Below are 21438 nucleotides of genomic sequence, written 5' to 3' on the forward strand. Positions count from 1 at the left end.
TAAAGAAAGAATGAGATTTAATAGTGACAGGTGAATAATATGGGTGAAAATCAAAGAAATGTTAGTAGATTTGACTGGAACTTGGCTTTCCTAATCTTCCTATTGTTTTGCGTAAGCGTTGTGGCAATCCATAGTGCTGAAAAAATTGGGCAGTATGATAAGAACTTCGTAGCGCAACAAGTTGTTTTTTATATTATTGGAATGGTGATTATAGGATTTGTCATGCGTTTTGACTCCGATCAGCTTCAAAAGCTAACGTGGGTTTTTTATGGATTTGGGAACTTTTTATTGCTTCTTTTACTAGTGGCTCCTTCAAGTATTGCTAGAGAAATTAACGGGGCAAAAAGTTGGTTCACACTTCCCGGCTTCTCGTTGCAGCCATCAGAGTTTATGAAAGTGTTTTTGATTATCACACTGAGTACGGTCATTGTTAAACACAATGAAAAATATCGTATCCGAACAGTAAGAGAAGACTTTTTACTGCTTGGTAAACTAGGCGCTGTACTTGCTTTACCTTTATTGTTAATCATGCAGCAGCCTGACTTAGGTACCGCTCTTGTGTTCTTAGCAATCACAGTTGGACTTGTATTTGTTTCAGGCGTAAGCTGGAAAATCATCGCGCCTGCATTTTTAGGCATTACAGCAGTTGGTTCTGTTATTTTGGGACTTGTTGTTTATGCACCTAACTTATTAGAAAAGTATTTAGGGGTTAAGCAATACCAATTTGGACGTATTTATTCTTGGCTTGATCCTGAGTCATATAGTTCGGGAGAGGGCTATCATTTAAAGAAATCGTTAGATGCGATTGGGTCAGGAATGGTAAACGGTAAAGGGATCGGAAATGGAGTTGTCTATTTGCCAGAAGGACAGACCGACTTTATTTTTGCGGTTATTGGAGAAGAGTTTGGCTTTATAGGCGCCAGCATTGTTATTAGTCTTTTCTTCGTACTCGTTTATTACTTGATCAAGCTAGGGCTTGAAACAAAAAATGAATTCAATTCTTACTTATGTGTAGGCGTTATTTCAATGCTTACGTTCCACGTATTTCAAAATATCGGTATGACCATTCAAGTCTTACCTATTACCGGAATTCCACTTCCTTTTATTTCATATGGAGGTAGTTCACTGATGGGGAACATGTTTGCAATGGGTCTGATGTTTGGAATCTCATGGCATCACAAACGCTATATGTTTGGAAATGATTAAAGAGAGACAATGGTCTCTCTTTTTTCTTTTATCTCCCTATTAAGCATGCTACAATAAAGAAAACGCTTTCAAAATCTGTTTTAAAAGGAGTAGATATGCATGCTTGATTACCAATATCGTCGCAAAGCCTATGCTATTTTGTTAAAACAGACATCCGCACCTTCATCTACAACTTCTTTTTCCACCTGGCTCATACAGCTACTAAAACGAAACAAGTAAAAAAGGTGTGCTACTGCACACCTTTTATTTGTTCGACAGCGACGTTAAGCCAATCTGCCTAACGATTTTTTTACTGTCTTCATTTAATCCTTTTACAATAACCTTTTTATTCAATCGCTCATACTTATCGATAATTTTTGAGATGCCGATCACGGCCGATTGATCCCATATATGAGAAGAACTAAAATCAATAATGATGGTATCTGGGTCTGTTTCATACTGAAATTCATCCATAAAGAAACTGATGGTAGCAAAAAATAATTGCCCTGAAACCCTGTATTGCTTCATATTGCCTTCTTTTTGTGAAGTTGTTTTGATTTTAGCCATCTTCCAGCCAAATACAATCGTACTTAAAACAATACCTACCATTACTCCTAATGCTAAGTTATGTGTAAACAATACGATAACCACCGTAACAACCATTACAATAGCATCCGATAGCGGATATTTCGTTAAGTCTTTAAGGGACTGCCAATCAAATGTACCGGCAGCTACCATAAACATAACGCCTACAAGAGCAGCCATTGGAATTTGTTTAACGACATCGCCAAGCACCATAATTAAGAACAATAAAAAGACTCCGGCGACTAAGGTAGATAACCTTCCACGTCCCCCTGATTTTACATTAATCATAGATTGTCCAATCATGGCACAGCCAGCCATCCCTCCAAAGAAACCTGTTACAATATTAGCAATGCCTTGACCGCGCGCTTCTTTATTTTTATTCGAAGGCGTATCTGTAATTTCGTCCAGCACCGTTGCCGTTAGCATAGATTCAAGTAGGCCTACAATCGCCAAAGGAAGCGAATAAGGTAAAATGATGACCAGTGTCTCCACTGATAAATCAACCTTTGGAAAGTGAAGAACCGGCAGCGAACGCGTAATATTCCCCATATCTCCTACCGTTTTTAAATCTAAATGAAAGACAATCGCTACAATCGTCATCAAGACAATAGCAACAAGCGGAGATGGTATTGCCTTGGTCATGAGCGGAAATAAGTAGACGATGAGCAGCGTTCCGGCTACCATGGCGTACATCATCCAATTTGCTCCTTCAAAATGCGGAAGCTGTGCGGTAAAAATCAAAATACCGAGCGCATTTACAAAGCCAATCATCACTGTTTGAGGAAGAAACGATAAAAACCTTCCTACTTTCAAAACACCAAGTAAAATTTGAATAATTCCGGTTAAAACAGTAGCTGCAAATAAATACTCAATGCCGTGATCTTTGACTAAGTTAATCATCAATAAAGACATTGCTCCTGTTGCAGCTGAAATCATAGCTGGTCTTCCACCTGTAAAAGCAATCACAATTGCCATACAAAAAGATGCATACAGACCAACCATAGGATCGACACCGGCGATAATGGAAAAAGCAAGGGCTTCTGGAATAAGCGCAAGAGCAACTGTCATCCCTGACAAAATGTCTACTCGAACATTTGAAAACCACTGCTGTTTAATGCTTGCCATCATGATGGTTTATCACCTCTTATGAATTTTTTATACGATTTTCGACTTTCACGAAAATCAAGGCCGTTTTTAACGTATCAAATCGTACCATACAATTTCCTATTTGGAAACAATTAATTTTCACAAATAAAAAGACGAGAAGCTTGATTGCTTCTCGTCTTTTTATTTGTTACGCGGCAGCATTTCGCTTCCATTCAGCAAATAAATGAAATTATGTTCATTCATTAATTGCTGCTTCAAGCGCAACAACAATCATATCGTTGAACGTCGTTTGACGTTCTTCTGACGTTGTTTCTTCACCAGTGAAGATGTGATCACTTACTGTTAAAACCGACAAAGCATTACGGCCGTATTTAGCGGCTAGCGTATACAGAGCCGTCGTTTCCATTTCAACTGCCAATACGCCGTGAGCTGCTAATTTTTCTAGCTGGCCGTCTTCATTGTAAAATTGATCAGATGTAAATACACTTCCTACTTTTAACTGAAGGCCTTTTTCAACACCTGCATCGTAAGCGCGCTTTAATAAATCAAAGTTAGCTGTCGGTGCGTAGTCAATAGGACCAAATTTAACGCGGTTCATTTGTGAATCACTTGACGAAGACATGGCTAAAATAACGTCACGTACTTTTACATCTTTTTGGATTGCTCCGCATGTACCCACGCGAATTAGGTTTTGAACACCATATTCATTCATTAGTTCATTTACATAAATAGCAATCGATGGTACACCCATTCCCGTTCCTTGAACAGAAACGCGCTTTCCTTTATATGTTCCTGTAAATCCAAGCATACCGCGCACTTCGTTATAGCAAGTTACGTCTTCTAAAAACGTTTCTGCAATGTATTTTGCACGAAGTGGATCACCTGGAAGTAAAATCGTTTCTGCAATATCACCTTGTTTTGCCCCAATATGTACGCTCATTTCGTACCTCCTATATGTAAAAAATCTTACGCTTTCACTATACCATATTGTATCCCTTGCATGTCTATTTACTTCTAACATTATGCGTCAAAAATAAAAAGACATACTGCCCAAAAAATGGCGTAGTATGTCTTTTTATATAAGGGTACGCTAATAGCGCAAGGGATTTACTAACTTTAGCTGAGGTGATATGTATGGGGAAAAAACATCGCAACCGAATTAATTCGCCTAAAAAGAATAATCACATTCCAAAAGAAGCAATTATAGCAGAACATGAAGCCCATGGAGATGAATATTCAGCAACAAACCGAAAAAATGGCCCTGGTCATCATACTCGTGATTACTAAGAGTCAACATATAAATAAAAAGCGGCCAGATAGGTCGCTTTTACCTTATGTTTAACGTACGTGCAGGCGATTCACTTTTTGCCATCCGTCTGTCCATAGCTTGTAGTAATACTTCCCTCGAGTACCTTCATCAATTAACAAAATATCGCCTGTGCTAATAAATCTCGCATCACAATCTTTTGGCAAATTATCAGCAATATTAAACATCTGAAATACTTGTGTTGCTGCGTCTTGATGATCGAATGCTGTAATCGTTAGACGATGGACAGGCTTATATCCGCGCTTTTCACCTTTTTCTTCTGTTTGCATAATGGTTACATCATATTCTGTGCTAATATTAAATTGTTTTTTTATTGTGGTCCACACACTCAACATTCTTCCCTCCACCCAAAAGCAAGTATTTACTCTTTTACGTCATGTATTCTTATATAATTAGTGATAAAATCCGAAAACCCTTTATCGAATCAAAACGTTTTTTGTCGAAATTACTAGTTTTTTCTTATTAAACATGTACATAAAATATTTGTTTCCCATTTTATCATTAGTTGTTTTTGAATGGATGAATCAATAGGCCTACTTAAACAAAATGAAATATTAACGAAAAAAATGTAACCATTGCTCCTATTTTTGGTTATATAGGCGCTTAGAAAGGAGGTAGACTCCTAATGACCAAGCAAGTCCTACACAATATCCAGCTAGTATATCCGTTAAAAAGTGTACGCCTAAATACAAACGGCTAAATCCAATTAATAAAATAATAATAGCAATTACGCATGCAGCTGCCGTTTTAATAGCCCTGCTTCTTGTATACATCCATATTAACAAAAGCACTCCGCTGTAAAACGCCATCGAGTTCATGGCATGTCCGCTCGGAAAACTATAGTGAGAGGCGGGAACGACTTGACTCCAATCAGGTCTTGGTCTTGCAAAAATCTCCTTCAATCCCCAATTTAAAGCGCGAACTCCCCAAAAAACAAGCGTGATATATAAAGCGAGCAATCCTTTTCGTTTATAAAGAAGAAATACTATAATGGCAAACCATATTGGCGCAGTGACATACCAAGATCCTACAGTTGTTATAAATATGATGATGGGTGTTAACGTATCCGTCCTCCATCCTTCAATGGTATGAAGTACATTAAAGTCAAGCTGTTTCACCCAAGGTGTATTAAACGTAAATAAAATGAGTAAAAAGAAAGCTAAAAGCGATACAATAAATAGAGAATATTTTGTAGTGCGATTTACCATTTTTTATTTCCTCCAACCTATTAAAAGAAAAAGCATGTAGCGTGCTACATGCTTTACTTATTCACACGTTTTGGCTGAATATAGTCTTCCGGCTTGGGAGCTTGATGAACGACAAATTCAGCCGAAAATTCCTCTTTTGCATTTATTTTTTTCGTTTGTTTTGATTGCGGCATATACCTCTCTCCTTTCTTTTTACTGTCTTTAATATACGAAAAATAAAGGAGAGCTATGCACGTTAGCTATAGCGTGAAATAATATTGGTTAATCTATTTTTTAACTGAGGAATTTCTTTTTCAGAAACATGAACATGAACGAGCGACTCATCTGCATCCAGCATTTCAGATAAAAACCCGCCAAATCCTCTGGCCCGTCGATCTACTTCTATAAATAAATCGTAGTCATGTAAGCCGCTCGGCTGCACGATGATTTCAATTTCATCTACTTTCCCAGCGTACACTCCACCGCTTGGAACAAATTCAAATTCTTGAACAAAAGGAAGTCTTTTTCTCATCCTGCGAGGAGCTTCTTCGCACTCGACTTGACGCAAGCGAAAGCCAAGCTGTTCCATCGCTTCAATTGTGCTTGTTACCATAAGGTTAGGGAGCACTTTTACATGATCAATATCCGACGGATCAACCGCATCTTTAATATCGAGGCTCGTCGCCACCCACACTCGGGTTCTCCCTAATGTAACAGGCGTATCATCAGGTAGCTGAAAGGTAAAAGGAATAGACTTGGTTTCAGATGGTTGGATCGTAAACGGGTCGTTAATCTTAAACGTATTAAGTTCAATGTCCTGCTTGTATTTTTTATCGTCTCTTTCTTTTACATAGGTTGTGAATAGACGCAGATAGATGCTGTCAATTTTCTGCTCAACATTTCCGCCGTACACTTCAACAATCCCTTCAATCGTTTCACCAGCACGAAATTCATCATTGACAAGCTTAGCATCCACTCGCGCTGCACCAATTCCAATGCGGGCTAACGCTTTATTAAATAGCGCCATGCTTTTCCCTCCCCGAGTTCTTACTATTTATATAGTCATAAATGTCTTTTTGTAAACTTTTAATACTTTCATACGCTTCATCTGCTCTCAGCATTTTTTGAATGATGGTTTTAATGGGCGCCGACAAGCTTAGCTCTTGTTCCCAGCTTTTTTCTTGTTTATCCGTCGGCTCATAACCAGAATACAATAAAAATAAAAGAAAATGACCAAGCGCATAGATATCGCTTGCAACCGATGTTTGTCTCATAAACTGCTGTTCTTCTATAAGGCTGCTTGTTTCTTCATGAGCTCCCAAAAATCTTGCAAGACCAAAGTCAATAACATAAATGGTCCCGTTAACATCAATAATGTTTGGAATACGAAGATCACGGTGAACGATTCCTTGCTCATGAATAACGGAAACTACTTTTAGAATATCAAGTAAAATGTCAAGCGCTTTTTCTTCTGTATATACGCGCTTCTCTTCAAAAATTAAATCTTCAAACGTTTTTCCTTGAATCAACTCCATCACTAGAAAACACCCTTCATCTATTTCAACAGCTTCATACAGCGAAGGAATTTGAGGATGATCTAGTTGAGACAGCAGTTTTGCTTCATAATGAAAAGACTTCAGCCCCTGAGGCGTGCGCTGCTTCGTTTTGCGGAGTTGCTTTATTACTACCTCTTTTTGTTGCACAATGTCACTAGCAACATATGTTATACCATAGCTCCCCATTCCCAGTACATTTATGATTTCATAGCGCTCACAAATGACTGTTCCTTTTTTAAAAGGACGGTCAACTAGCCAGCGATGAAAGTGTTTGAACATTCGATTTTTCATTCCAAATCAACTTGAGAAAAAGCTTGAGAAGAAGCTTCCGCTTTTGCGTTTACGCTTGTAATGGTGATGACCATATTTTGAATGACTGTGGCTGTCATAATATTTGCTTCGTTTATAATCGCTACTGCTGCTATGGTGACGCGGACGTCTGTGATGATGATCACTGCTGCTGTAGTGGCGTGGACGTCGGTAGTGTCGATCACTGCTGCTGTAGCGGCGATGTTTAGATCCAGTTAATGATTCAAATATTTTTCTGAACATAAAGAAAACCTCTTTTCTTAACATTTGTTACCCTTTATACGTACGAAATGTTATAAAGGTTTCAAAAAGTCCCTTACCCTTTTTTAAAATAGTTAAACGTTTCAAAGGAGGCTTAACATGACTTCTACTGACACAAATCCCCTCATTAGATTGGAGGATGTTCTTCGTCTGCAGCAGATGATGCAGCACAAACCTCCTGCTATTCTCCCGCTCTCTTTTATTGGAGAAGATGTAAAATGGATTAAAGAAATTCGAAGAAAAGTAAAAAAAGCTAATCAAAACAATGTTACACGTACACAAGCTTATTTGGACTATTATCAAAAACACCCTGAAATTCACTGGGCTCTTTTAGCACACTTAGTTTCACGAAACGGCGGCTATTATATGACAGATCTCTCCACTACCTTAATAAAATCCCTGCTTTCATCAGAGAAACAGCACGCATACTTCTTGTTTTTAGAACATTCCAACTCAGCGATATTTCATGATGCTTACGCTCAGCTGTTACTCTATGAAAAAAGCAAAGAGCAAAACAGCAATCTGTTTCATTTACTCCCCGCCTTTCACATATCTTCTTTTATGAAAGCTGTTTGGAATGACTTTTGGCAGCATAGAAACAAAACGCTCTTATCAATAGCCCTGATTGTGAACGAACAGTATCATATCGAAAAAAATGTTCTCTTTAAAAAAGAGTTTCAGCGTAATGTTCTTCACTCTTGGCAGTTTCACACTCAAAATTTTCTCGGTATGACTCAAATCGTCTTTCCCTATTATTCAGGTAATAAAATTGATTTATGTGGAACGAAAGTGTACCATTTTGAGTCTGTGATAAGACGGATTGAAGTGGGAAAAACCCTATACGTTCTTCTTTTTTATTCAAACTTGCATGATGCTATTTATACCTTTAGCCTTAAACACCCTCATACAGGGTCTCGAAGCGATTATAATTCAGATATATTTACAAATGACAGAACTCATTCCAAAAAGCTCTATAGCCCGACTTTAACTATGAGCTGGGGAGACCGCGTACATCTTTTTTTAAGAAAAGAAGAATGGTTTGAAGACGAAAGCATATTTTCTCTTCTTGACTCTATTCCCGCTTCTTCAGTTAAAAAAATTCCCCTTCAGCATCATATAAAAGTGCAATCCGCTATAAAAGCTGCTAATCCTTTTTCATAACCGCTGTCTCATAAACAAAACGACGAGTTTCCCCGTCGTTACAGATGTATCTATCTTTTTATTCTTCATCTTGCTCATCAATAATACATTTATCAATGAGATAATCAAAAGTTATATCCGCTAATTCGCCTAGCTCTTCTTCAGCGGGAACATAGCCTCGCTTGACTAGTTCATTGTAAAAGAACTCCGCAATTTCTTCCGTATCAATGACCACTTCGATTTCTTTCACAATATCACTCCTTATCCCGTTTGAACGGATTAGCGTACCTTATTTTTCTTAAAAATAGGTTCACTCCATCTTCTGCTTGAAGTTTTACCTTATACACATTTATGAACAATTTGGCAATAGTATGTCTAAAATTTCAGCAGTTTAAATAGAAAGGTAATTATACCCATTCTTTTTTCATTACCATCGCCGTATACACAATAAAAGATAGCTAAGAGAGATGTGATGATCTATCTCGGCTATCTTTTATTTATTAGGCATCTACCTGCTATTTTCCTTGTTCGGATTTTGCTATCTTTTTTAAATGTTTCAGCACTAAGTTCATGACTTCAGCGTATTCTTCATCTTCAAAAAGCTCATACAAAAATTTATAATCATTGTACACATCTAAAAGACCGTTTATAATCTCATGCTTTTCTTTAGTTAACCTCACTTCTTCTTTTTCAGAACCGTTTTGTTTTTTCATCTTTGGTAGCAACTCCGTCTTTTTAATTTCTTTACCTAAATACAACATATCAACACTTTGAGCGTAATTTTCTGTTTCCTCATGAGGAGTTACGAGAATGAGTTCTTCTTCACTAGCCTCAAGCCATTCTCCATCTGTTACACGTGACAATTCATAGACAATATCTTCCCATGAATCCTCTTTATAACGCCATATTTCTGTTCGAATACCAATGATTTTAAATAACTCTTTTCCATAATTAAAAACCTGGACGATATCGCCGAAGAAAAATTTATATTCAAGCTCTACTCTTTCCTGTACTAATATTTGACCTTCATATTCTTCTAGAAGCTCAATTGTATCTTCTAAAAAAAGACCTTCACTATGGTTGATTTCGTATACAAAAATCCCATCCATCACTTTTATATCGGTAATAGTGCCAACGGTCCCGTATATTGTTACAACGACTGTTTCACCAATTCCGTATTTAGGTTTTTTCTTCCCTGCCATCGTCGCACCTCCTTAGTAAACATACACCTACTGAAAAGTTACAATATTATATGCAGTAACTAAAAAAGGGGAAGTATAACATCTTTAGAACCAAGCCTTTATTATCTATTGCCCTCTATCATTTTTTTCTGCTTATTGTACAGGCTAAGGAAAATAAAAAGATCCGAACGATGAATCGTTCGGATCTTCCTTCAACTAAAATACTGTTGTTCTAGCCTCTTTTTATTTTCTCACGCATTATTTTGATAAAGCTCCCATGCTTCATCAAATACGGTCATACTTGATAAATAATGTCCGTTGAGCTCTAAATAAGAACTCAGTTCGTCATAGTCTGTTGAAGATTTCGGGAAGCTGTGATCATCATAAGCACTTCGCGCAAACTCTCCCATTCGATCATGTTTTTTATTTGATCGGAATTTCATTATATAGTGATAAAAGGATTTCATCGTACTCCCCCTCCAGCGGTATGTGTATCTTTTCTATCATTTTTTCAAGAAATCTACAACTTTCTTCTGTGATATGTAGATGTCGAACACTGCAATATGAGTGTTTTACTGGACAAAAAATATTAAATTCATGTTACAGTTGCAAAACAAATTTCACTATTAGCGTAACGAATAAATATTGTTATATCAATATTTTTCTTTTTTCAAAAAGACATTTGTAACAAAAACACATCGTTTTTATAACAAAAGCGTTGATTCGACAGGTTTCTCAAGCCTTTATGTAATTGCAAAAAAGAAGAATTCATGTTTTAATTCCGTAGTGAAAGGTTATTCTAACAATAATCGCCATTTAAATAAATCTTGTTGGTGGGAGGTTTACATCAGCATATGTTGAGGAAAAATAATACTATGAATACTCGAAATGCTTACTTTGATAATGCTAAATTCGTATTAATTTTTTTAGTTGTATTTGGGCACATGATTTCTCCGTACCGAACAGATAGCAGCGGAATGCTGTCCATTTATCACTTTATCTTTATTTTCCATATGCCTGTCTTTATTTTACTAGCAGGTTATTTCTCGAAAAATTTCCATAAAAAAGGATATTACAAAAAAATATTTACAAAGGTGGCTCTTCCTTACTTAGCTTTCCAAACGATCTATACTCTTTATTATAGTGTGCTTTATACAGATGAAACGTACACGCTTCAATATTTGGTTCCTAGATGGGCAATGTGGTTTCTACTGAGCTTAATTTTTTGGAAATTAATGCTTCCTTTCTTTGCAAAATTCCCAATGTGGATTAGCTTAACTGTCTCTATTTCGCTTGGACTTGCAATGGGCTTCATTGATATTGACGGATTTGATAAAATTCTAAGCATTAGCAGAATGTTTGTCTTCTTCCCGTTTTTCCTTTTAGGCTACTATTTGTCACAGCGACAAGAGCCTTTTACAAATCTTTTGACAGCGCGAAATCGAATCATTGCATCCATCGTATTACTAGTTACATTAATTGGAAGCTATTCTTTCTTAGACGACACGGCTTACACAGATATGCTGTATGGAACGAACACGTACGACAATGTGGCCGAATTTTTAATGCGCGTTTCTCACTATGGAATTGCTTTTCTTGTATCTTTTGCCTTTATGGCTTTAATTCCAACGCGCGGTTTTGCTTTAACAAGCATTGGACAGCGATCACTATACGTGTATTTATTGCACGGCTTCATTTTAAAATGGTTCTTTACAACTGACTTCTCAAAAAGTCTAGAGCCAACATCATGGGGTATTATCGTCTTAATCGCACTGTCCATTTTAGTAACGATGCTTCTTGGCAGCCGTATTGTCGATTGGTTCATCACCGGTACCAAGCTCATCGTTCAGTTTGTTACACCTAAAAAAGCCATTCAGAAATTTTCATTAGCATTCAAACGTACGTTTTCATAAAAGTCATACTCCTAAAGGAGTATGACTTTTTTCATTTTCTTTAGAGAAACCAAGTAAATAATTTCATTTTGCTGAATTTTATGTTAACGTTTTAATATCTAAAGGAAGGGAGTTTTTCAAGATGGAATTAGCATATTATGCTGGAGAGTTTAGAGATATTAACGAGGCTGTTATTCCAATTGATGAACGCGGTCACCAGTTTGGAGACGGTGTTTATGAATTTATTCGTGTATACAAAGGAGTTCCGTTTTCGATTGAACGTCACTTAGACCGCTTAGAAAGAAGTGCAAAGGCAATCTTTATTGAACTGCCGGTTTCAAGACAGGAACTAAAGGACATCATTCGTCAAGGAATGGAAAAATCAACGTTAAAAGACGCTGATATTTATATTCAAGTTACGCGCGGGATTGCTCCTCGAAATCATTTATTTCCTGATGTACCTGCACAATTAGCACTCACAATACGCCATCCTCGCCAAACACCTGAAGAAGCCTATGAAAAAGGCATCTCCACTCTTCTATTGGAAGACGAACGATGGGCTAATTGCTATATCAAATCATTGAACCTACTTCCTAACCTTCTGGCCAAACAAGCTGCGGCTTCTAAAGGGTGCAAAGAAGCTATTTTAGTAAAAGACGGATACATAACCGAAGGGTCGAGCAGCAATGTATTTGCGATAAAAGACAACGTCTTGTTCACGACTCCTGCCACAAGAAAAATTCTATCCGGTATTACGCGCGCTAACGTACTGGAATGTGCGCAGGAACAAGCCATTCAAATCCGAGAACAAAATATGACTCCTTCCTTTTTAAAAGACGCTGATGAAGTTTTTATTACGAGCACGTCTGTTGGTCTTTTGCCCGTTTCGAAAATAGACGAAGTCGAACTTCCAACTGTTCGTCCTGTTACAGTAGCTTTAAAGCACGCATACAGCCTACGTACTGCTGGAACAAAGGCTTATCAATAAGAAAATCCGCCCCTTACAAAATAAGGGGCGGATTTTTAGAATTTAAAGTAGTTGCGCTTTAATAATCTTGGCACTTTTAATAGCTCATCATACCGAATGGATTCATCAAGTTTTTTTGTATCGACAAGAAGCAGCTGTGTTTCCACTTCTTCTATGATCTCTTCTTCTTGATATGACATCCCGCAACCTGAACAGCTGATACATGGCATATGAGTAATTTCGATACTTCTCGTTCCATCTGGCAATTCCCAGTATGCGGTATTGGTTGTTTCTACCGCTTTTTCTTCTTCGCACCATGCGCATTGAACAGTCATATTACAGGACCTCCTTAAGATGATGGAGCATCGTCGCTTTTACCGTCTTTTTTCAATTGAGCTTTAAACTTTTTATCTTTTAATTCATCTCTTTTTTCACGTTTGTCTTTTAGGCTTTCGTGAGCACTGTCACTTTCATATGTTTTACGTCTTTTTACTCTCCCTAACCCTTCCGGTACAAGGTTGAATTGAGCATCATTCATAAGACCCGAGATGCCGATGGAAGAATCTTTAGCATCCGATTCTGGATAAACAGCTCGAAAATAATCATCTGCACGCCCAGGCACATAGCTTTCTGGCTCCGGATACGTCGTAATCACGCCTTCAAAGTTTCGCAGAACAACTTTACTTGCGCTTTGACTAATAATATAGTTTGGTTGAACGGCAATCTTTCCTCCACCTCCTGGCGCATCAATAACAAACGTTGGAACAGCGTAGCCAGACGTATGACCTCGCAGCCCTTCCATAATTTCAAGCCCTTTGGAAACAGGTGCTCGGAAATGCCCAATTCCTTCTGATAAATCACATTGATAAATATAGTAAGGACGAACGCGTATTTTTACTAAATCGTGCATAAGCTTTTTCATGATAGCTACGCTGTCATTAATCCCAGCTAAAATAACCGCTTGATTGCCAACTGGAACGCCTGCATCGACAAGCATTTCACATGCTTTTTTTGTCTCTTCCGTAATTTCAATGGATGTATTAAAGTGAGTATTTAACCACACTGGATGATATTTTCTTAAAATGGCACATAAATTTTCCGTTATTCGCTGTGGAAACACAACGGGTGCTCTGGTGCCAATTCGAATAATTTCCACGTGGGGAATAGCTCTTAAATTTTTCAAAATATATTCTAAAATGTTGTCATTAATCAGCAAGCCATCACCGCCTGAAATGAGTACATCTCGTACTTCAGGTGTTTTGGCGATATAAGCAATCGCAGCATCTAACTGCTTTTTTGGAACGCCCATTCCAATTTGTCCTGAAAACCTTCTTCGAGTGCAGTATCTGCAGTACATGGAGCATTGATTGGTAACTAAGAACAAAACGCGATCCGGATAGCGATGAGTCAATCCTGGCACTGGAGAATCTTCGTCTTCATCTAGCGGATCTTCTAGATCGTATTTTGTTTTATGAAGTTCTTGGCCAACCGGAACAGACTGCATACGGACGGGGCAGCGAGGATCATCTGGATTCATTAAAGATGCATAGTAAGGCGTAATATTAAGCGGAATGGTTTTGGTTGAAATGCGCACTCCTTCTTCTTCTTCAGGAGTTAAATTAATGACTTTTTTTAAATCATCTAGCGTTCGAATTGTGTTTGTTAATTGCCAAATCCAATCGTTCCACTTTTCCTCGGGCACATCTTTCCATAATTCGATATCTTTCCAATGTCGGGACGGCTTATATAAATCATATAACATACAATCGCTCCTTTATGAAGATTTACTATTGTTATATGTTACAGCCCATAAATTGGTTAATTATTTCTCATCCTTTACTTTTTGATAGATCCTTCACCCATACGTTCATATCTTCTAACGATTTATAAATGTAACAATTATTCGTTAACCGTCCCGTATAGGTATACCCAAGCTGATGAAAAGCGGCATTCATCCCAAATGAAAGCGCTCTCGCTATTGTGTATGCACAAAAAATATGCCTCTGTTTTAGCTCCGCCTCTAGTGCGCTTAATAAATGCTTCATGAATCCATACTTTCGGTAAGCAGGGAGAGTCGCACAATCCGTTAGTTCAGCATTGTGATAGACATAGTCAATTTCAGCAGAAGCAGCGCTAACGATATCGTTCTTGTCAACGATGATATAAAACAAACTATCTTCTTGAAGCAAACTAGAGAGATACTCTTCTTCATAGAGGGGAGTCGGATACACTGTGAAGATTTGACGGTAGAGCTGAGAAAGTTGTTTAGCGTCAGATGAAATGGCTCGGCGCATGATCAGTTGATTCGATAAAGGAGAATAATCAGATGTCGGCAAATTCAAAACATCTTGAAGCAGCTCTGTTTCTTTTAACGTCTCCCCGCTGTCTCGGCGGGATTGAGACGTATAGTAGCATAAAAGATACGCGTCGCTTCCGTTAAAATAGTAGGGAACAGTTGCTTCTAAAGAAAATCCCAAGCTCATCCAGTCCAACAGATGTTCGGCACGTGCTTTTATAATCCACTTTTCGTACGTTACCTTATCAATTTCTTTATATATATAGCTGCAAATATCGTTCACATTTCCCCGGTAATCATCCATTCTCAGACGCTTGTTACATTCATCTAAAAAAAGAGTCATAGCAAAGGTTGGTTGACAAATAGTTTCTTGTTTCGCCATTTGTTTGTATCCTCTCCCTTTTTAGCTTAGTCCGCAATACTGCACCAGTCTGCTACGGTGAGCGCAATAATTTCTGCTGCATCAAGCATCGTTTGAATACAAATATACTCATTCGGAAAGTGGGCTACTTCTGTTACTCCTGGTCCAAACACAACTGTTGGAATATCTCCAACTTGTGACAATATCCCTCCGTCCGTTCCCCAAGGAGATGCTTCAATGATCGGCTGTTTCTGTTTCACTTGATAAAAAGAGGACGAAAGAGAGGTCATAAGCGGATGCTCTAATTCAATTTCACCAGGAAGCCAGTGGGCCCCAAACCATTCCAAGTCGACAGGATGCTCAGCAAACCACTCATCACACTGAGGCAAAAGTTCAAGCCACGATTTCATTTCCGCTCTGACATTTTTCATTTTTTCATGCGGAGCAACTCCTATCCTGCCTTCTAATACTACTTGATCAGCAACTGAAGAAGGCCACGTTCCTCCTTGTATATTTCCGATATTAATGGGCACGGGAATGGGAATTTTATTATAGAGCGGGTCTGTAATTCGGCTGTTTCTCTCTTTTTCAAGACCCTCAATATGTTTAAGCACAACAGCTGCTTTTTCAATGGCACTCACGCCTTCATACCGAGTCCCTCCATGTGCTGCTACTCCATGTACGGTCACGCGAAACCACATCGACCCTTGCTGTTTAGGAAAGATCTTCATGTTGGTTGGTTCTGGAATAATGGCACCATCTGCTTTATACCCTCTAAGCACGCAGGAAAGTGTTCCTGCCCCTCCGCTTTCCTCTTCTACTACGCTTTGAAAAATAACATCTCCTTTTAATGAAATACTTAGCTCTTTTAATGCTTGAATCGCTAAAAGTAACGACACATTCCCTCCTTTCATATCTGTTGCACCGCGCCCATATAAGTTTCCATCTTTTACAACGGCCGTATAAGGGTCTTCCTTCCACTGTGAAAGATCGCCGGGAGGCACAACATCAATATGTCCGTTTAAAATGATGGATTTTCCCCCACCTTTTCCTTTTAACACGCCTACCACATTCGGGCTATCTCGGAAACTAGAACGGTTGGAGGCAAAAGCTTCATGGGTACGAAGTGTTTTTTCGTCTGGTTCCCATATATCAATATCTAACTGCAGCTGTCGAAGGCGTTCAATGACAATTGCCTGCGCATGCTTTTCAGAACCCTGTACGCTTGCTTCTTCTACGAAACGCTTGAGTAAACGCACTGCACTTTGACGATGCTCTGTCATCCAGTTATGAATAGATTGCTGTATGTTCATGTAATGGTCCTCCTTATGGTATCGTAATCAATTGATCACTCAGGCGAACTGTCGCTTCTGTTGAACTCAAAATATCCTCTACGGTATAAGGAGACATTAACTCGGTTAGAAGAAGCGCATCTTTTTCTACTTTAAAAACCGCCCGATCCGTAATAACTAATCCCACGCAGCCCGAAGCAGTAAGAGGTAAAGAGCATGTCTTGACCAGTTTTGGTTCTCCTGTCTTGCTCGTATGATTCATTAGCACAATGACTTTTTTCGCTTTTTGAGCTAATTCCATCGCTCCTCCCATCCCAGGAACTCGCTTACCTGGCACAATCCAATTAGCTAAATCCCCTTTTTCACTCACTTCTAACGCACCAAGAATGGTCATATCGACGTATCCTTTTCGAATCATCGCGAAGGCTGTAGCACTATCACAGTATGAAGCCCCTTGAACAGTAGTTGTTGGATAGCCTGCTGCATTGCAGACATTCTCATCTTCTTCACCTAAAGGAGGCGAAGATCCTAACCCTAAAATTCCGTTTTCAGCATGAAACATCACATGAACAGCGCTTGGTACATAATTAGGAATAAGAGAAGGAATGCCAATCCCTAAGTTAACAATCATGCCGTTTTTGATTTCAGCCGCAGCACGTCTTGCAATACGATGACGAATATCTATTCCCAAACCCATTTCCAATTCACTCCTTTTGAAGGCACAATATAATCCACAAATACGCCTGACGTCATCACATTCTCTGGGTCAATGTCGCCAAGAGGAACGATTTCCTCCACTTCAGCAATAGTTATACGACCTGCCATAGCCATTAATGGATTAGTGTTTCGAGCGCTTTTATCATAGAGCAAGTTGCCGAATGGATCTGCTTTTTTTGCATATACAAAAGCCACGTCGGCTGTGAGCGGTTTTTCAACTAAAAATGTCTTGCCGTCTACTTCCACTTTTTCTTTTCCAAATTGAATAATGTCATTTTCTATTCCTACATCAATCAGTACTCCTCCAAGTCCAACTCCCCCCGCTCGAATCCGTTCAGCAAGCGTTCCTTGAGGAGAAAACTCAACTTTCAGCTTTTCTTCTGTCATCAGCGTTCCAGCCACAGGATTCGATCCAATGTGAGAAGCGATCAGTTTTTGAATTCTTCCTTGACTTACTAATTTTCCCGCACCAATATGAGGAAAGCCTGAATCATTGCATATCAGTGTGAAATTTGATTTTTCGCTTTCAATAAGGCCGTCAATGAGAGAAGGCGGACTGCCTACGCCTCCAAACCCTCCTATCATCAGCGTAGCAGCATGATCCACGTATTCAATTGCTTGTTCCACAGTTGTAATCTTTTGAAATGAGTTTTCGACCTTTGTCACTTATTTCACCTCATCTCCCTGTTTTTCATTTTGTACTTCATACAATGTTTTCGAAAGCAACACGACCGCTTCATCAAGTTGGCGATGAGTAATCGTAAATGGTGGCGCAATAATAATACCGTCTCCTTCTACTCCATCTGTTCCTGCTTGTGAAGGATAAAGGAGAAGACCATTTTTATGGGCTTTACTTATTACGCGCGCCGTCATATTTTCGGAGGATGAAAAAGGCTCCTTCGTTTTTGGATTTTGTACAAGCTCAAGACCAACTAGTAAGCCTTTGCCACGAATATCACCAATGATAGGGTAAAGAAGTTGAAGCTCCTTCAATTTTTTTACTAAATAGTCTCCTTTCAGCGCTACTTGTTGAACAAGATCGTTCTTTTCAATATAGGCTAAGACAGCTAGCCCTACAGCGGCTGACAGCGGATTAGCGCTTAGCGTATGGCCGCTCATAATTAATTTGGATCCGTTCATGATAGGTTCAATCGTTTTGCTGCTAGCTAACGTAACGGCTATCGGTGTATATCCTGCTCCCACTCCTTTTCCAAGCGTCATGATGTCTGGTTTAGCTCCCCAGTGCTCATATGCAAACATCACGCCTGTACGCCCAACTCCAGTCATGACTTCATCGGCTATCCATAACACATCATATTTATCACAAATTTCTCTTATCACTTCATAATAACCGGGTGGAGGTGTGAGAGCTGCTCCGGCAGCTCCTACAATGGGCTCTGTAATAAAAGCAGCAATATGTTCAGGGCCGGTTCGTTTGATAACTGTTTCCAATTCGTGTGCACAAGCAAGATTACAGGATGGATAGGTTTGATGAAACGGACATCGATAGCAATAAGGAGGTGAAACCGAAGGATAATCTTCAAGCAAAGACGAGAAACGTTTTCGTCTTCCAACGTGCCCTGACATAGACAGCGCTCCTATTGTAATACCGTGATAGCTCATCCAGCGTGACAAAACCTTTGTTTTGGTTGGCTTTCCTTGCTCTTGAAAATGCTGAATGGCTGTTTTCATAGCCGTTTCAGTCGCTTCTGTCCCGCTGTTAACAAAAAAGCTCCACTGGAAATGATTGCTGCTTAATTCACATAGTTTCTTAGCTAAGGCTTCCGTCGGATCGCTTGTAAACTGCGACCGATATACAAACGCAACTTTCTGTGCCTGATCCGTCATCGCATCAATAATTTCTTTTACGCCGTGTCCGATGCTTGCTGTAACTGCCCCTGACGAAGCATCTATGTACTTTTTTCCATCTTGGTCGTACAAATAAATTCCTTTTCCATATGAAATAACTGGGTAGTCGTCGTCGAGCAGCGGCTTTATCACATGGGTTTTATTCATTTCCGCACTCTCCTTTCAAACACACACTCTTATTAAACTGTATGCTGAAAAGAAGAGTTTCTTGCCAATAAAAAAAGCCCTAGCATATAGCTAGAGCTTTTACACATATTAAGCTGATTGCGTTACAGATTTATCGATACGCTTTGCTTCTGACTCAGCCACAATAACGGCACACGCAGCGTCTCCTGTAATATTTACAGACGTACGAAGCATATCAAGCAAGCGATCAATTCCGATAATTAATCCGATACCTGCTACAGGCAGGCCAACCGAACTCAGTACCATCGCTAGCATAATAAGACCAACTCCCGGCACGCCTGCTGTACCAATACTAGCAAGCACCGCTGTCAACACAACCGTCACAAGAGCGCCCAACGACAGATCAACCCCGTATACTTGCGCAATAAAAATAGTCGCTACACCTTGCATAATTGCCGTTCCATCCATGTTAATAGTTGCACCTAATGGCTGAACAAAACTGCTGATAGACTCGGGGACACGAAGATTTTTTTGCGCCACATTCATTGAAATCGGAAGCGTTGCATTACTGCTTGATGTACTGAATCCAACTGTCATCGCAGGAGCAAACCCCTTAAAAAATTCAATAGGGTTACGTCTGGCCATAAGAGCGACTGATCCCCCATATGTTACGATTGAATGGATGAACAGCGCGAGCACGACTACAATCATGTATAGCCCCATCGCTTTAATTGCCTGCCAGCCTTGACTTCCAACCGCGGTTGCAAGAAGCCCAAATGTTCCGTACGGAGCAAACTTCATCACTAGATTCACAAGGTACATCATCAATTCATTTCCTTGCTCAAGTAAATTGTAAAGTCCTTTTGTTTTACTTCCAAGCATCGTGATACCAAAACCGATAAAGATAGAGAAAACGATAAGTTGAAGCATATTCCCTTCAGCCATCGCTTGAATTGGATTGACTGGAATCATATTTAAGAATGTCTCTCCAACAGGTGGTGCTTTTTCAGCTTCAAAAGAAGCGTTTTGTGTATCAAAAGATCCAAATGTACCCGGTTTAATTGCATACGCTAAAATTAAACCGATAATAATTGCAACGGTTGTTGTCACTAGGAAGTAGGAAACTGTTTTTGCCCCGATTCTTCCTAATTTTTTAGGATCTCCTAAACCTGCTACACCTAACGTGATAGAGAAAAACACAATTGGTACAACAAGCATTTTAATTAAGCTTAAGAAAATTTGGCCAAGCGGTGTAAACAAGTACTTGTCCAGCGGAGCAAAAGCACTTGGAGCAAAAGCATTGATTAACACTCCTACAATAGCACCAGCAATTAGCGCGATAATAATCTTTGTCGATAGCTTCATAGATTTACCTCCCGTAAATAAATTATATTAGAATGATTCTAACTACCATACTTATTTTACCATGCATTGAGGGCGATAACACTCAAAATATACAATATATTAAAAATTTTCAGATTAATAGTTTAGGAATATTTTTAGCTATACAAAAAACCATGAGAATATCATGGTTTCATAGACCTGTTATTCCCTCACTGAATGCTTACGGAGTTAGCTGTCGGATTCGGGTATGTGAGTTACCCTACTTGATTCATTCAAGATTCACCCCAAGTACATTACGCACAAATATGGGTCCTCCGTTCTCTTATAAAACAAAAGAGATTAAGCAAATAATTTTCTTTAATATTTTTGCATGATAATAATTGTTACTTTAATTAAAATTCATTTTATATGTTTCTGTCAAGTTTTTATTCAAAAATAATGCATGATTTTATCGTAAAAAGTTGAGAATTGTTATATTTTAAAATATTTACATCATATTTCAATAAACTAAAAACACCTATTTAACAAGACTTACAATCTAATGAATAAAAAATTAATTCAAAAAATAGTTTATAAAGTGAACTTTCTTCTCATTAATATCATTCATAAATATGTATAATTATTCTAACATCCATGTACTTTACTGCTTCCATAAATATTTTACTTATCAAAAAAATAACTCTTTCCAACTGTTGATTTTATCCTTGTACTGCTTGATATACACTCCTTAAAATTT

At 38.6% G+C, this 21438-nt stretch carries 23 protein-coding genes and 1 riboswitch; of the genes, 5 read left to right on the plus strand and 18 right to left on the minus strand.

Annotated features, from left to right (window positions below; genetic code table 11):
* Positions 1 to 39: 39 nt before the first annotated feature.
* Positions 40 to 1206, plus strand: coding sequence for an FtsW/RodA/SpoVE family cell cycle protein (locus tag NST66_RS19335; protein WP_014458560.1), 1167 nt, complete (start codon positions 40 to 42; stop codon positions 1204 to 1206).
* A gap of 243 nt (positions 1207 to 1449) precedes the next feature.
* Here the strand turns inward: NST66_RS19335 and NST66_RS19340 are convergent, their stop codons facing one another.
* The gene (locus tag NST66_RS19340) at positions 1450 to 2898 is read right to left on the minus strand and encodes a SulP family inorganic anion transporter (RefSeq protein WP_340843652.1); all 1449 of its coding nucleotides are present in this window, start codon (positions 2896 to 2898) and stop codon (positions 1450 to 1452) included.
* Positions 2899 to 3112: 214 nt separating this feature from the next.
* Entirely contained in the window at positions 3113 to 3817 is a 705-nt protein-coding gene (gene deoD, locus NST66_RS19345; RefSeq protein WP_013058711.1) for a purine-nucleoside phosphorylase, read from the minus strand.
* A 194-nt stretch (positions 3818 to 4011) separates the two neighbouring features.
* Between deoD and NST66_RS19350 the strand changes: the two genes are divergently transcribed.
* On the plus strand, positions 4012 to 4164 hold the full coding sequence (locus NST66_RS19350) for a hypothetical protein (RefSeq protein ID WP_013058712.1): 153 nt from the start codon (positions 4012 to 4014) through the stop codon (positions 4162 to 4164).
* A gap of 51 nt (positions 4165 to 4215) precedes the next feature.
* Here the strand turns inward: NST66_RS19350 and NST66_RS19355 are convergent, their stop codons facing one another.
* The 5 genes from NST66_RS19355 to NST66_RS19375 form a co-directional block, all read right to left on the minus strand.
* Positions 4216 to 4539: a hypothetical protein gene (locus NST66_RS19355; RefSeq protein ID WP_013058713.1), complete on the minus strand. Its 324-nt coding sequence runs from the start codon at positions 4537 to 4539 to the stop codon at positions 4216 to 4218.
* A gap of 246 nt (positions 4540 to 4785) precedes the next feature.
* Positions 4786 to 5412, minus strand: coding sequence for a phosphatase PAP2 family protein (locus NST66_RS19360; RefSeq protein WP_028415110.1), 627 nt, complete (start codon positions 5410 to 5412; stop codon positions 4786 to 4788).
* Positions 5413 to 5647: 235 nt separating this feature from the next.
* The gene (locus NST66_RS19365) at positions 5648 to 6418 is read right to left on the minus strand and encodes a sporulation protein (protein WP_028415111.1); all 771 of its coding nucleotides are present in this window, start codon (positions 6416 to 6418) and stop codon (positions 5648 to 5650) included.
* Positions 6405 to 7238 carry a serine/threonine protein kinase gene (locus NST66_RS19370; RefSeq protein WP_047749946.1) on the minus strand — a complete coding sequence of 278 codons (834 nt, stop codon included), beginning with the start codon at positions 7236 to 7238 and terminating at the stop codon, positions 6405 to 6407. The genes NST66_RS19365 and NST66_RS19370 overlap by 14 nt, the downstream gene beginning before the upstream one ends.
* Positions 7239 to 7244: 6 nt before the next feature.
* On the minus strand, positions 7245 to 7499 hold the full coding sequence (locus NST66_RS19375; protein ID WP_080754470.1) for a hypothetical protein: 255 nt from the start codon (positions 7497 to 7499) through the stop codon (positions 7245 to 7247).
* 117 nt (positions 7500 to 7616) lie between these two features.
* Between NST66_RS19375 and NST66_RS19380 the strand changes: the two genes are divergently transcribed.
* Positions 7617 to 8678: a DUF2515 family protein gene (locus NST66_RS19380; RefSeq protein WP_033579858.1), complete on the plus strand. Its 1062-nt coding sequence runs from the start codon at positions 7617 to 7619 to the stop codon at positions 8676 to 8678.
* Positions 8679 to 8736: 58 nt separating this feature from the next.
* Here the strand turns inward: NST66_RS19380 and NST66_RS19385 are convergent, their stop codons facing one another.
* The 3 genes from NST66_RS19385 to NST66_RS19395 form a co-directional block, all read right to left on the minus strand.
* The gene (locus tag NST66_RS19385) at positions 8737 to 8907 is read right to left on the minus strand and encodes a YozD family protein (protein ID WP_013058720.1); all 171 of its coding nucleotides are present in this window, start codon (positions 8905 to 8907) and stop codon (positions 8737 to 8739) included.
* A 265-nt stretch (positions 8908 to 9172) separates the two neighbouring features.
* Positions 9173 to 9859 carry a hypothetical protein gene (locus tag NST66_RS19390; RefSeq protein ID WP_013058721.1) on the minus strand — a complete coding sequence of 229 codons (687 nt, stop codon included), beginning with the start codon at positions 9857 to 9859 and terminating at the stop codon, positions 9173 to 9175.
* 230 nt (positions 9860 to 10089) lie between these two features.
* A complete protein-coding gene (locus tag NST66_RS19395; RefSeq protein WP_013058722.1) occupies positions 10090 to 10305 on the minus strand; it encodes a YozE family protein in 216 nt (71 codons plus the stop codon).
* A gap of 408 nt (positions 10306 to 10713) precedes the next feature.
* Between NST66_RS19395 and NST66_RS19400 the strand changes: the two genes are divergently transcribed.
* On the plus strand, positions 10714 to 11751 hold the full coding sequence (locus NST66_RS19400; protein WP_013058723.1) for an acyltransferase family protein: 1038 nt from the start codon (positions 10714 to 10716) through the stop codon (positions 11749 to 11751).
* 121 nt (positions 11752 to 11872) lie between these two features.
* On the plus strand, positions 11873 to 12718 hold the full coding sequence (gene dat, locus NST66_RS19405; RefSeq protein WP_028415114.1) for a D-amino-acid transaminase: 846 nt from the start codon (positions 11873 to 11875) through the stop codon (positions 12716 to 12718).
* 35 nt (positions 12719 to 12753) lie between these two features.
* Here dat and NST66_RS19410 read toward each other — a convergent pair whose 3' ends face one another.
* The 8 genes from NST66_RS19410 to NST66_RS19445 all read right to left on the minus strand — a co-directional run bounded on the left by NST66_RS19410 (position 12754) and on the right by NST66_RS19445 (position 20723).
* Positions 12754 to 13032 (minus strand): YokU family protein, encoded by a 279-nt coding sequence (locus NST66_RS19410; protein ID WP_013058725.1) that lies wholly within the window; start codon positions 13030 to 13032, stop codon positions 12754 to 12756.
* Between the two features lie 14 nt (positions 13033 to 13046).
* A complete protein-coding gene (gene ablA, locus NST66_RS19415) occupies positions 13047 to 14459 on the minus strand; it encodes a lysine 2,3-aminomutase (RefSeq protein ID WP_028415115.1) in 1413 nt (470 codons plus the stop codon).
* A gap of 67 nt (positions 14460 to 14526) precedes the next feature.
* Complete coding sequence (gene ablB, locus NST66_RS19420) at positions 14527 to 15375, minus strand: putative beta-lysine N-acetyltransferase (RefSeq protein WP_033579855.1); 849 nt, start codon at positions 15373 to 15375, stop codon at positions 14527 to 14529.
* Between the two features lie 26 nt (positions 15376 to 15401).
* Complete coding sequence (locus tag NST66_RS19425) at positions 15402 to 16667, minus strand: peptidase (protein ID WP_033579854.1); 1266 nt, start codon at positions 16665 to 16667, stop codon at positions 15402 to 15404.
* Positions 16668 to 16680: 13 nt separating this feature from the next.
* Positions 16681 to 17343, minus strand: a complete 663-nt coding sequence (locus tag NST66_RS19430) for a 3-oxoacid CoA-transferase subunit B (RefSeq protein ID WP_029715086.1) — start codon at positions 17341 to 17343, stop codon at positions 16681 to 16683.
* Complete coding sequence (locus tag NST66_RS19435; protein WP_028415119.1) at positions 17328 to 18029, minus strand: CoA transferase subunit A; 702 nt, start codon at positions 18027 to 18029, stop codon at positions 17328 to 17330. The genes NST66_RS19430 and NST66_RS19435 overlap by 16 nt, the downstream gene beginning before the upstream one ends.
* Entirely contained in the window at positions 18030 to 19379 is a 1350-nt protein-coding gene (locus NST66_RS19440) for an aspartate aminotransferase family protein (RefSeq protein WP_034270780.1), read from the minus strand.
* A 108-nt stretch (positions 19380 to 19487) separates the two neighbouring features.
* Positions 19488 to 20723: a dicarboxylate/amino acid:cation symporter gene (locus NST66_RS19445; RefSeq protein WP_033579852.1), complete on the minus strand. Its 1236-nt coding sequence runs from the start codon at positions 20721 to 20723 to the stop codon at positions 19488 to 19490.
* A 180-nt stretch (positions 20724 to 20903) separates the two neighbouring features.
* Positions 20904 to 21058, minus strand: a riboswitch (cyclic di-AMP (ydaO/yuaA leader).
* Positions 21059 to 21438 lie beyond the last annotated feature (380 nt).

Origin of the sequence: Priestia sp. FSL W8-0524 (assembly GCF_038005965.1) — a bacterium.
Classification (GTDB): domain Bacteria; phylum Bacillota; class Bacilli; order Bacillales; family Bacillaceae_H; genus Priestia; species Priestia zanthoxyli.

Coding starts and splice junctions, on each gene's coding strand:
- NST66_RS19335 (WP_014458560.1), top strand. CDS start 40: ATGGGTGAAAATCAAAGAAATGTTAGTAGATTTGACTGGAACTTGGCT.
- NST66_RS19340 (WP_340843652.1), bottom strand. CDS start 2,898: ATGATGGCAAGCATTAAACAGCAGTGGTTTTCAAATGTTCGAGTAGAC.
- deoD (WP_013058711.1), bottom strand. CDS start 3,817: ATGAGCGTACATATTGGGGCAAAACAAGGTGATATTGCAGAAACGATT.
- NST66_RS19350 (WP_013058712.1), top strand. CDS start 4,012: ATGGGGAAAAAACATCGCAACCGAATTAATTCGCCTAAAAAGAATAAT.
- NST66_RS19355 (WP_013058713.1), bottom strand. CDS start 4,539: ATGTTGAGTGTGTGGACCACAATAAAAAAACAATTTAATATTAGCACA.
- NST66_RS19360 (WP_028415110.1), bottom strand. CDS start 5,412: ATGGTAAATCGCACTACAAAATATTCTCTATTTATTGTATCGCTTTTA.
- NST66_RS19365 (WP_028415111.1), bottom strand. CDS start 6,418: ATGGCGCTATTTAATAAAGCGTTAGCCCGCATTGGAATTGGTGCAGCG.
- NST66_RS19370 (WP_047749946.1), bottom strand. CDS start 7,238: ATGAAAAATCGAATGTTCAAACACTTTCATCGCTGGCTAGTTGACCGT.
- NST66_RS19375 (WP_080754470.1), bottom strand. CDS start 7,499: ATGTTCAGAAAAATATTTGAATCATTAACTGGATCTAAACATCGCCGC.
- NST66_RS19380 (WP_033579858.1), top strand. CDS start 7,617: ATGACTTCTACTGACACAAATCCCCTCATTAGATTGGAGGATGTTCTT.
- NST66_RS19390 (WP_013058721.1), bottom strand. CDS start 9,859: ATGGCAGGGAAGAAAAAACCTAAATACGGAATTGGTGAAACAGTCGTT.
- NST66_RS19395 (WP_013058722.1), bottom strand. CDS start 10,305: ATGAAATCCTTTTATCACTATATAATGAAATTCCGATCAAATAAAAAA.
- NST66_RS19400 (WP_013058723.1), top strand. CDS start 10,714: ATGAATACTCGAAATGCTTACTTTGATAATGCTAAATTCGTATTAATT.
- dat (WP_028415114.1), top strand. CDS start 11,873: ATGGAATTAGCATATTATGCTGGAGAGTTTAGAGATATTAACGAGGCT.
- NST66_RS19410 (WP_013058725.1), bottom strand. CDS start 13,032: ATGACTGTTCAATGCGCATGGTGCGAAGAAGAAAAAGCGGTAGAAACA.
- ablA (WP_028415115.1), bottom strand. CDS start 14,459: ATGTTATATGATTTATATAAGCCGTCCCGACATTGGAAAGATATCGAA.
- ablB (WP_033579855.1), bottom strand. CDS start 15,375: ATGGCGAAACAAGAAACTATTTGTCAACCAACCTTTGCTATGACTCTT.
- NST66_RS19425 (WP_033579854.1), bottom strand. CDS start 16,667: ATGAACATACAGCAATCTATTCATAACTGGATGACAGAGCATCGTCAA.
- NST66_RS19430 (WP_029715086.1), bottom strand. CDS start 17,343: ATGGGTTTGGGAATAGATATTCGTCATCGTATTGCAAGACGTGCTGCG.
- NST66_RS19440 (WP_034270780.1), bottom strand. CDS start 19,379: ATGAATAAAACCCATGTGATAAAGCCGCTGCTCGACGACGACTACCCA.
- NST66_RS19445 (WP_033579852.1), bottom strand. CDS start 20,723: ATGAAGCTATCGACAAAGATTATTATCGCGCTAATTGCTGGTGCTATT.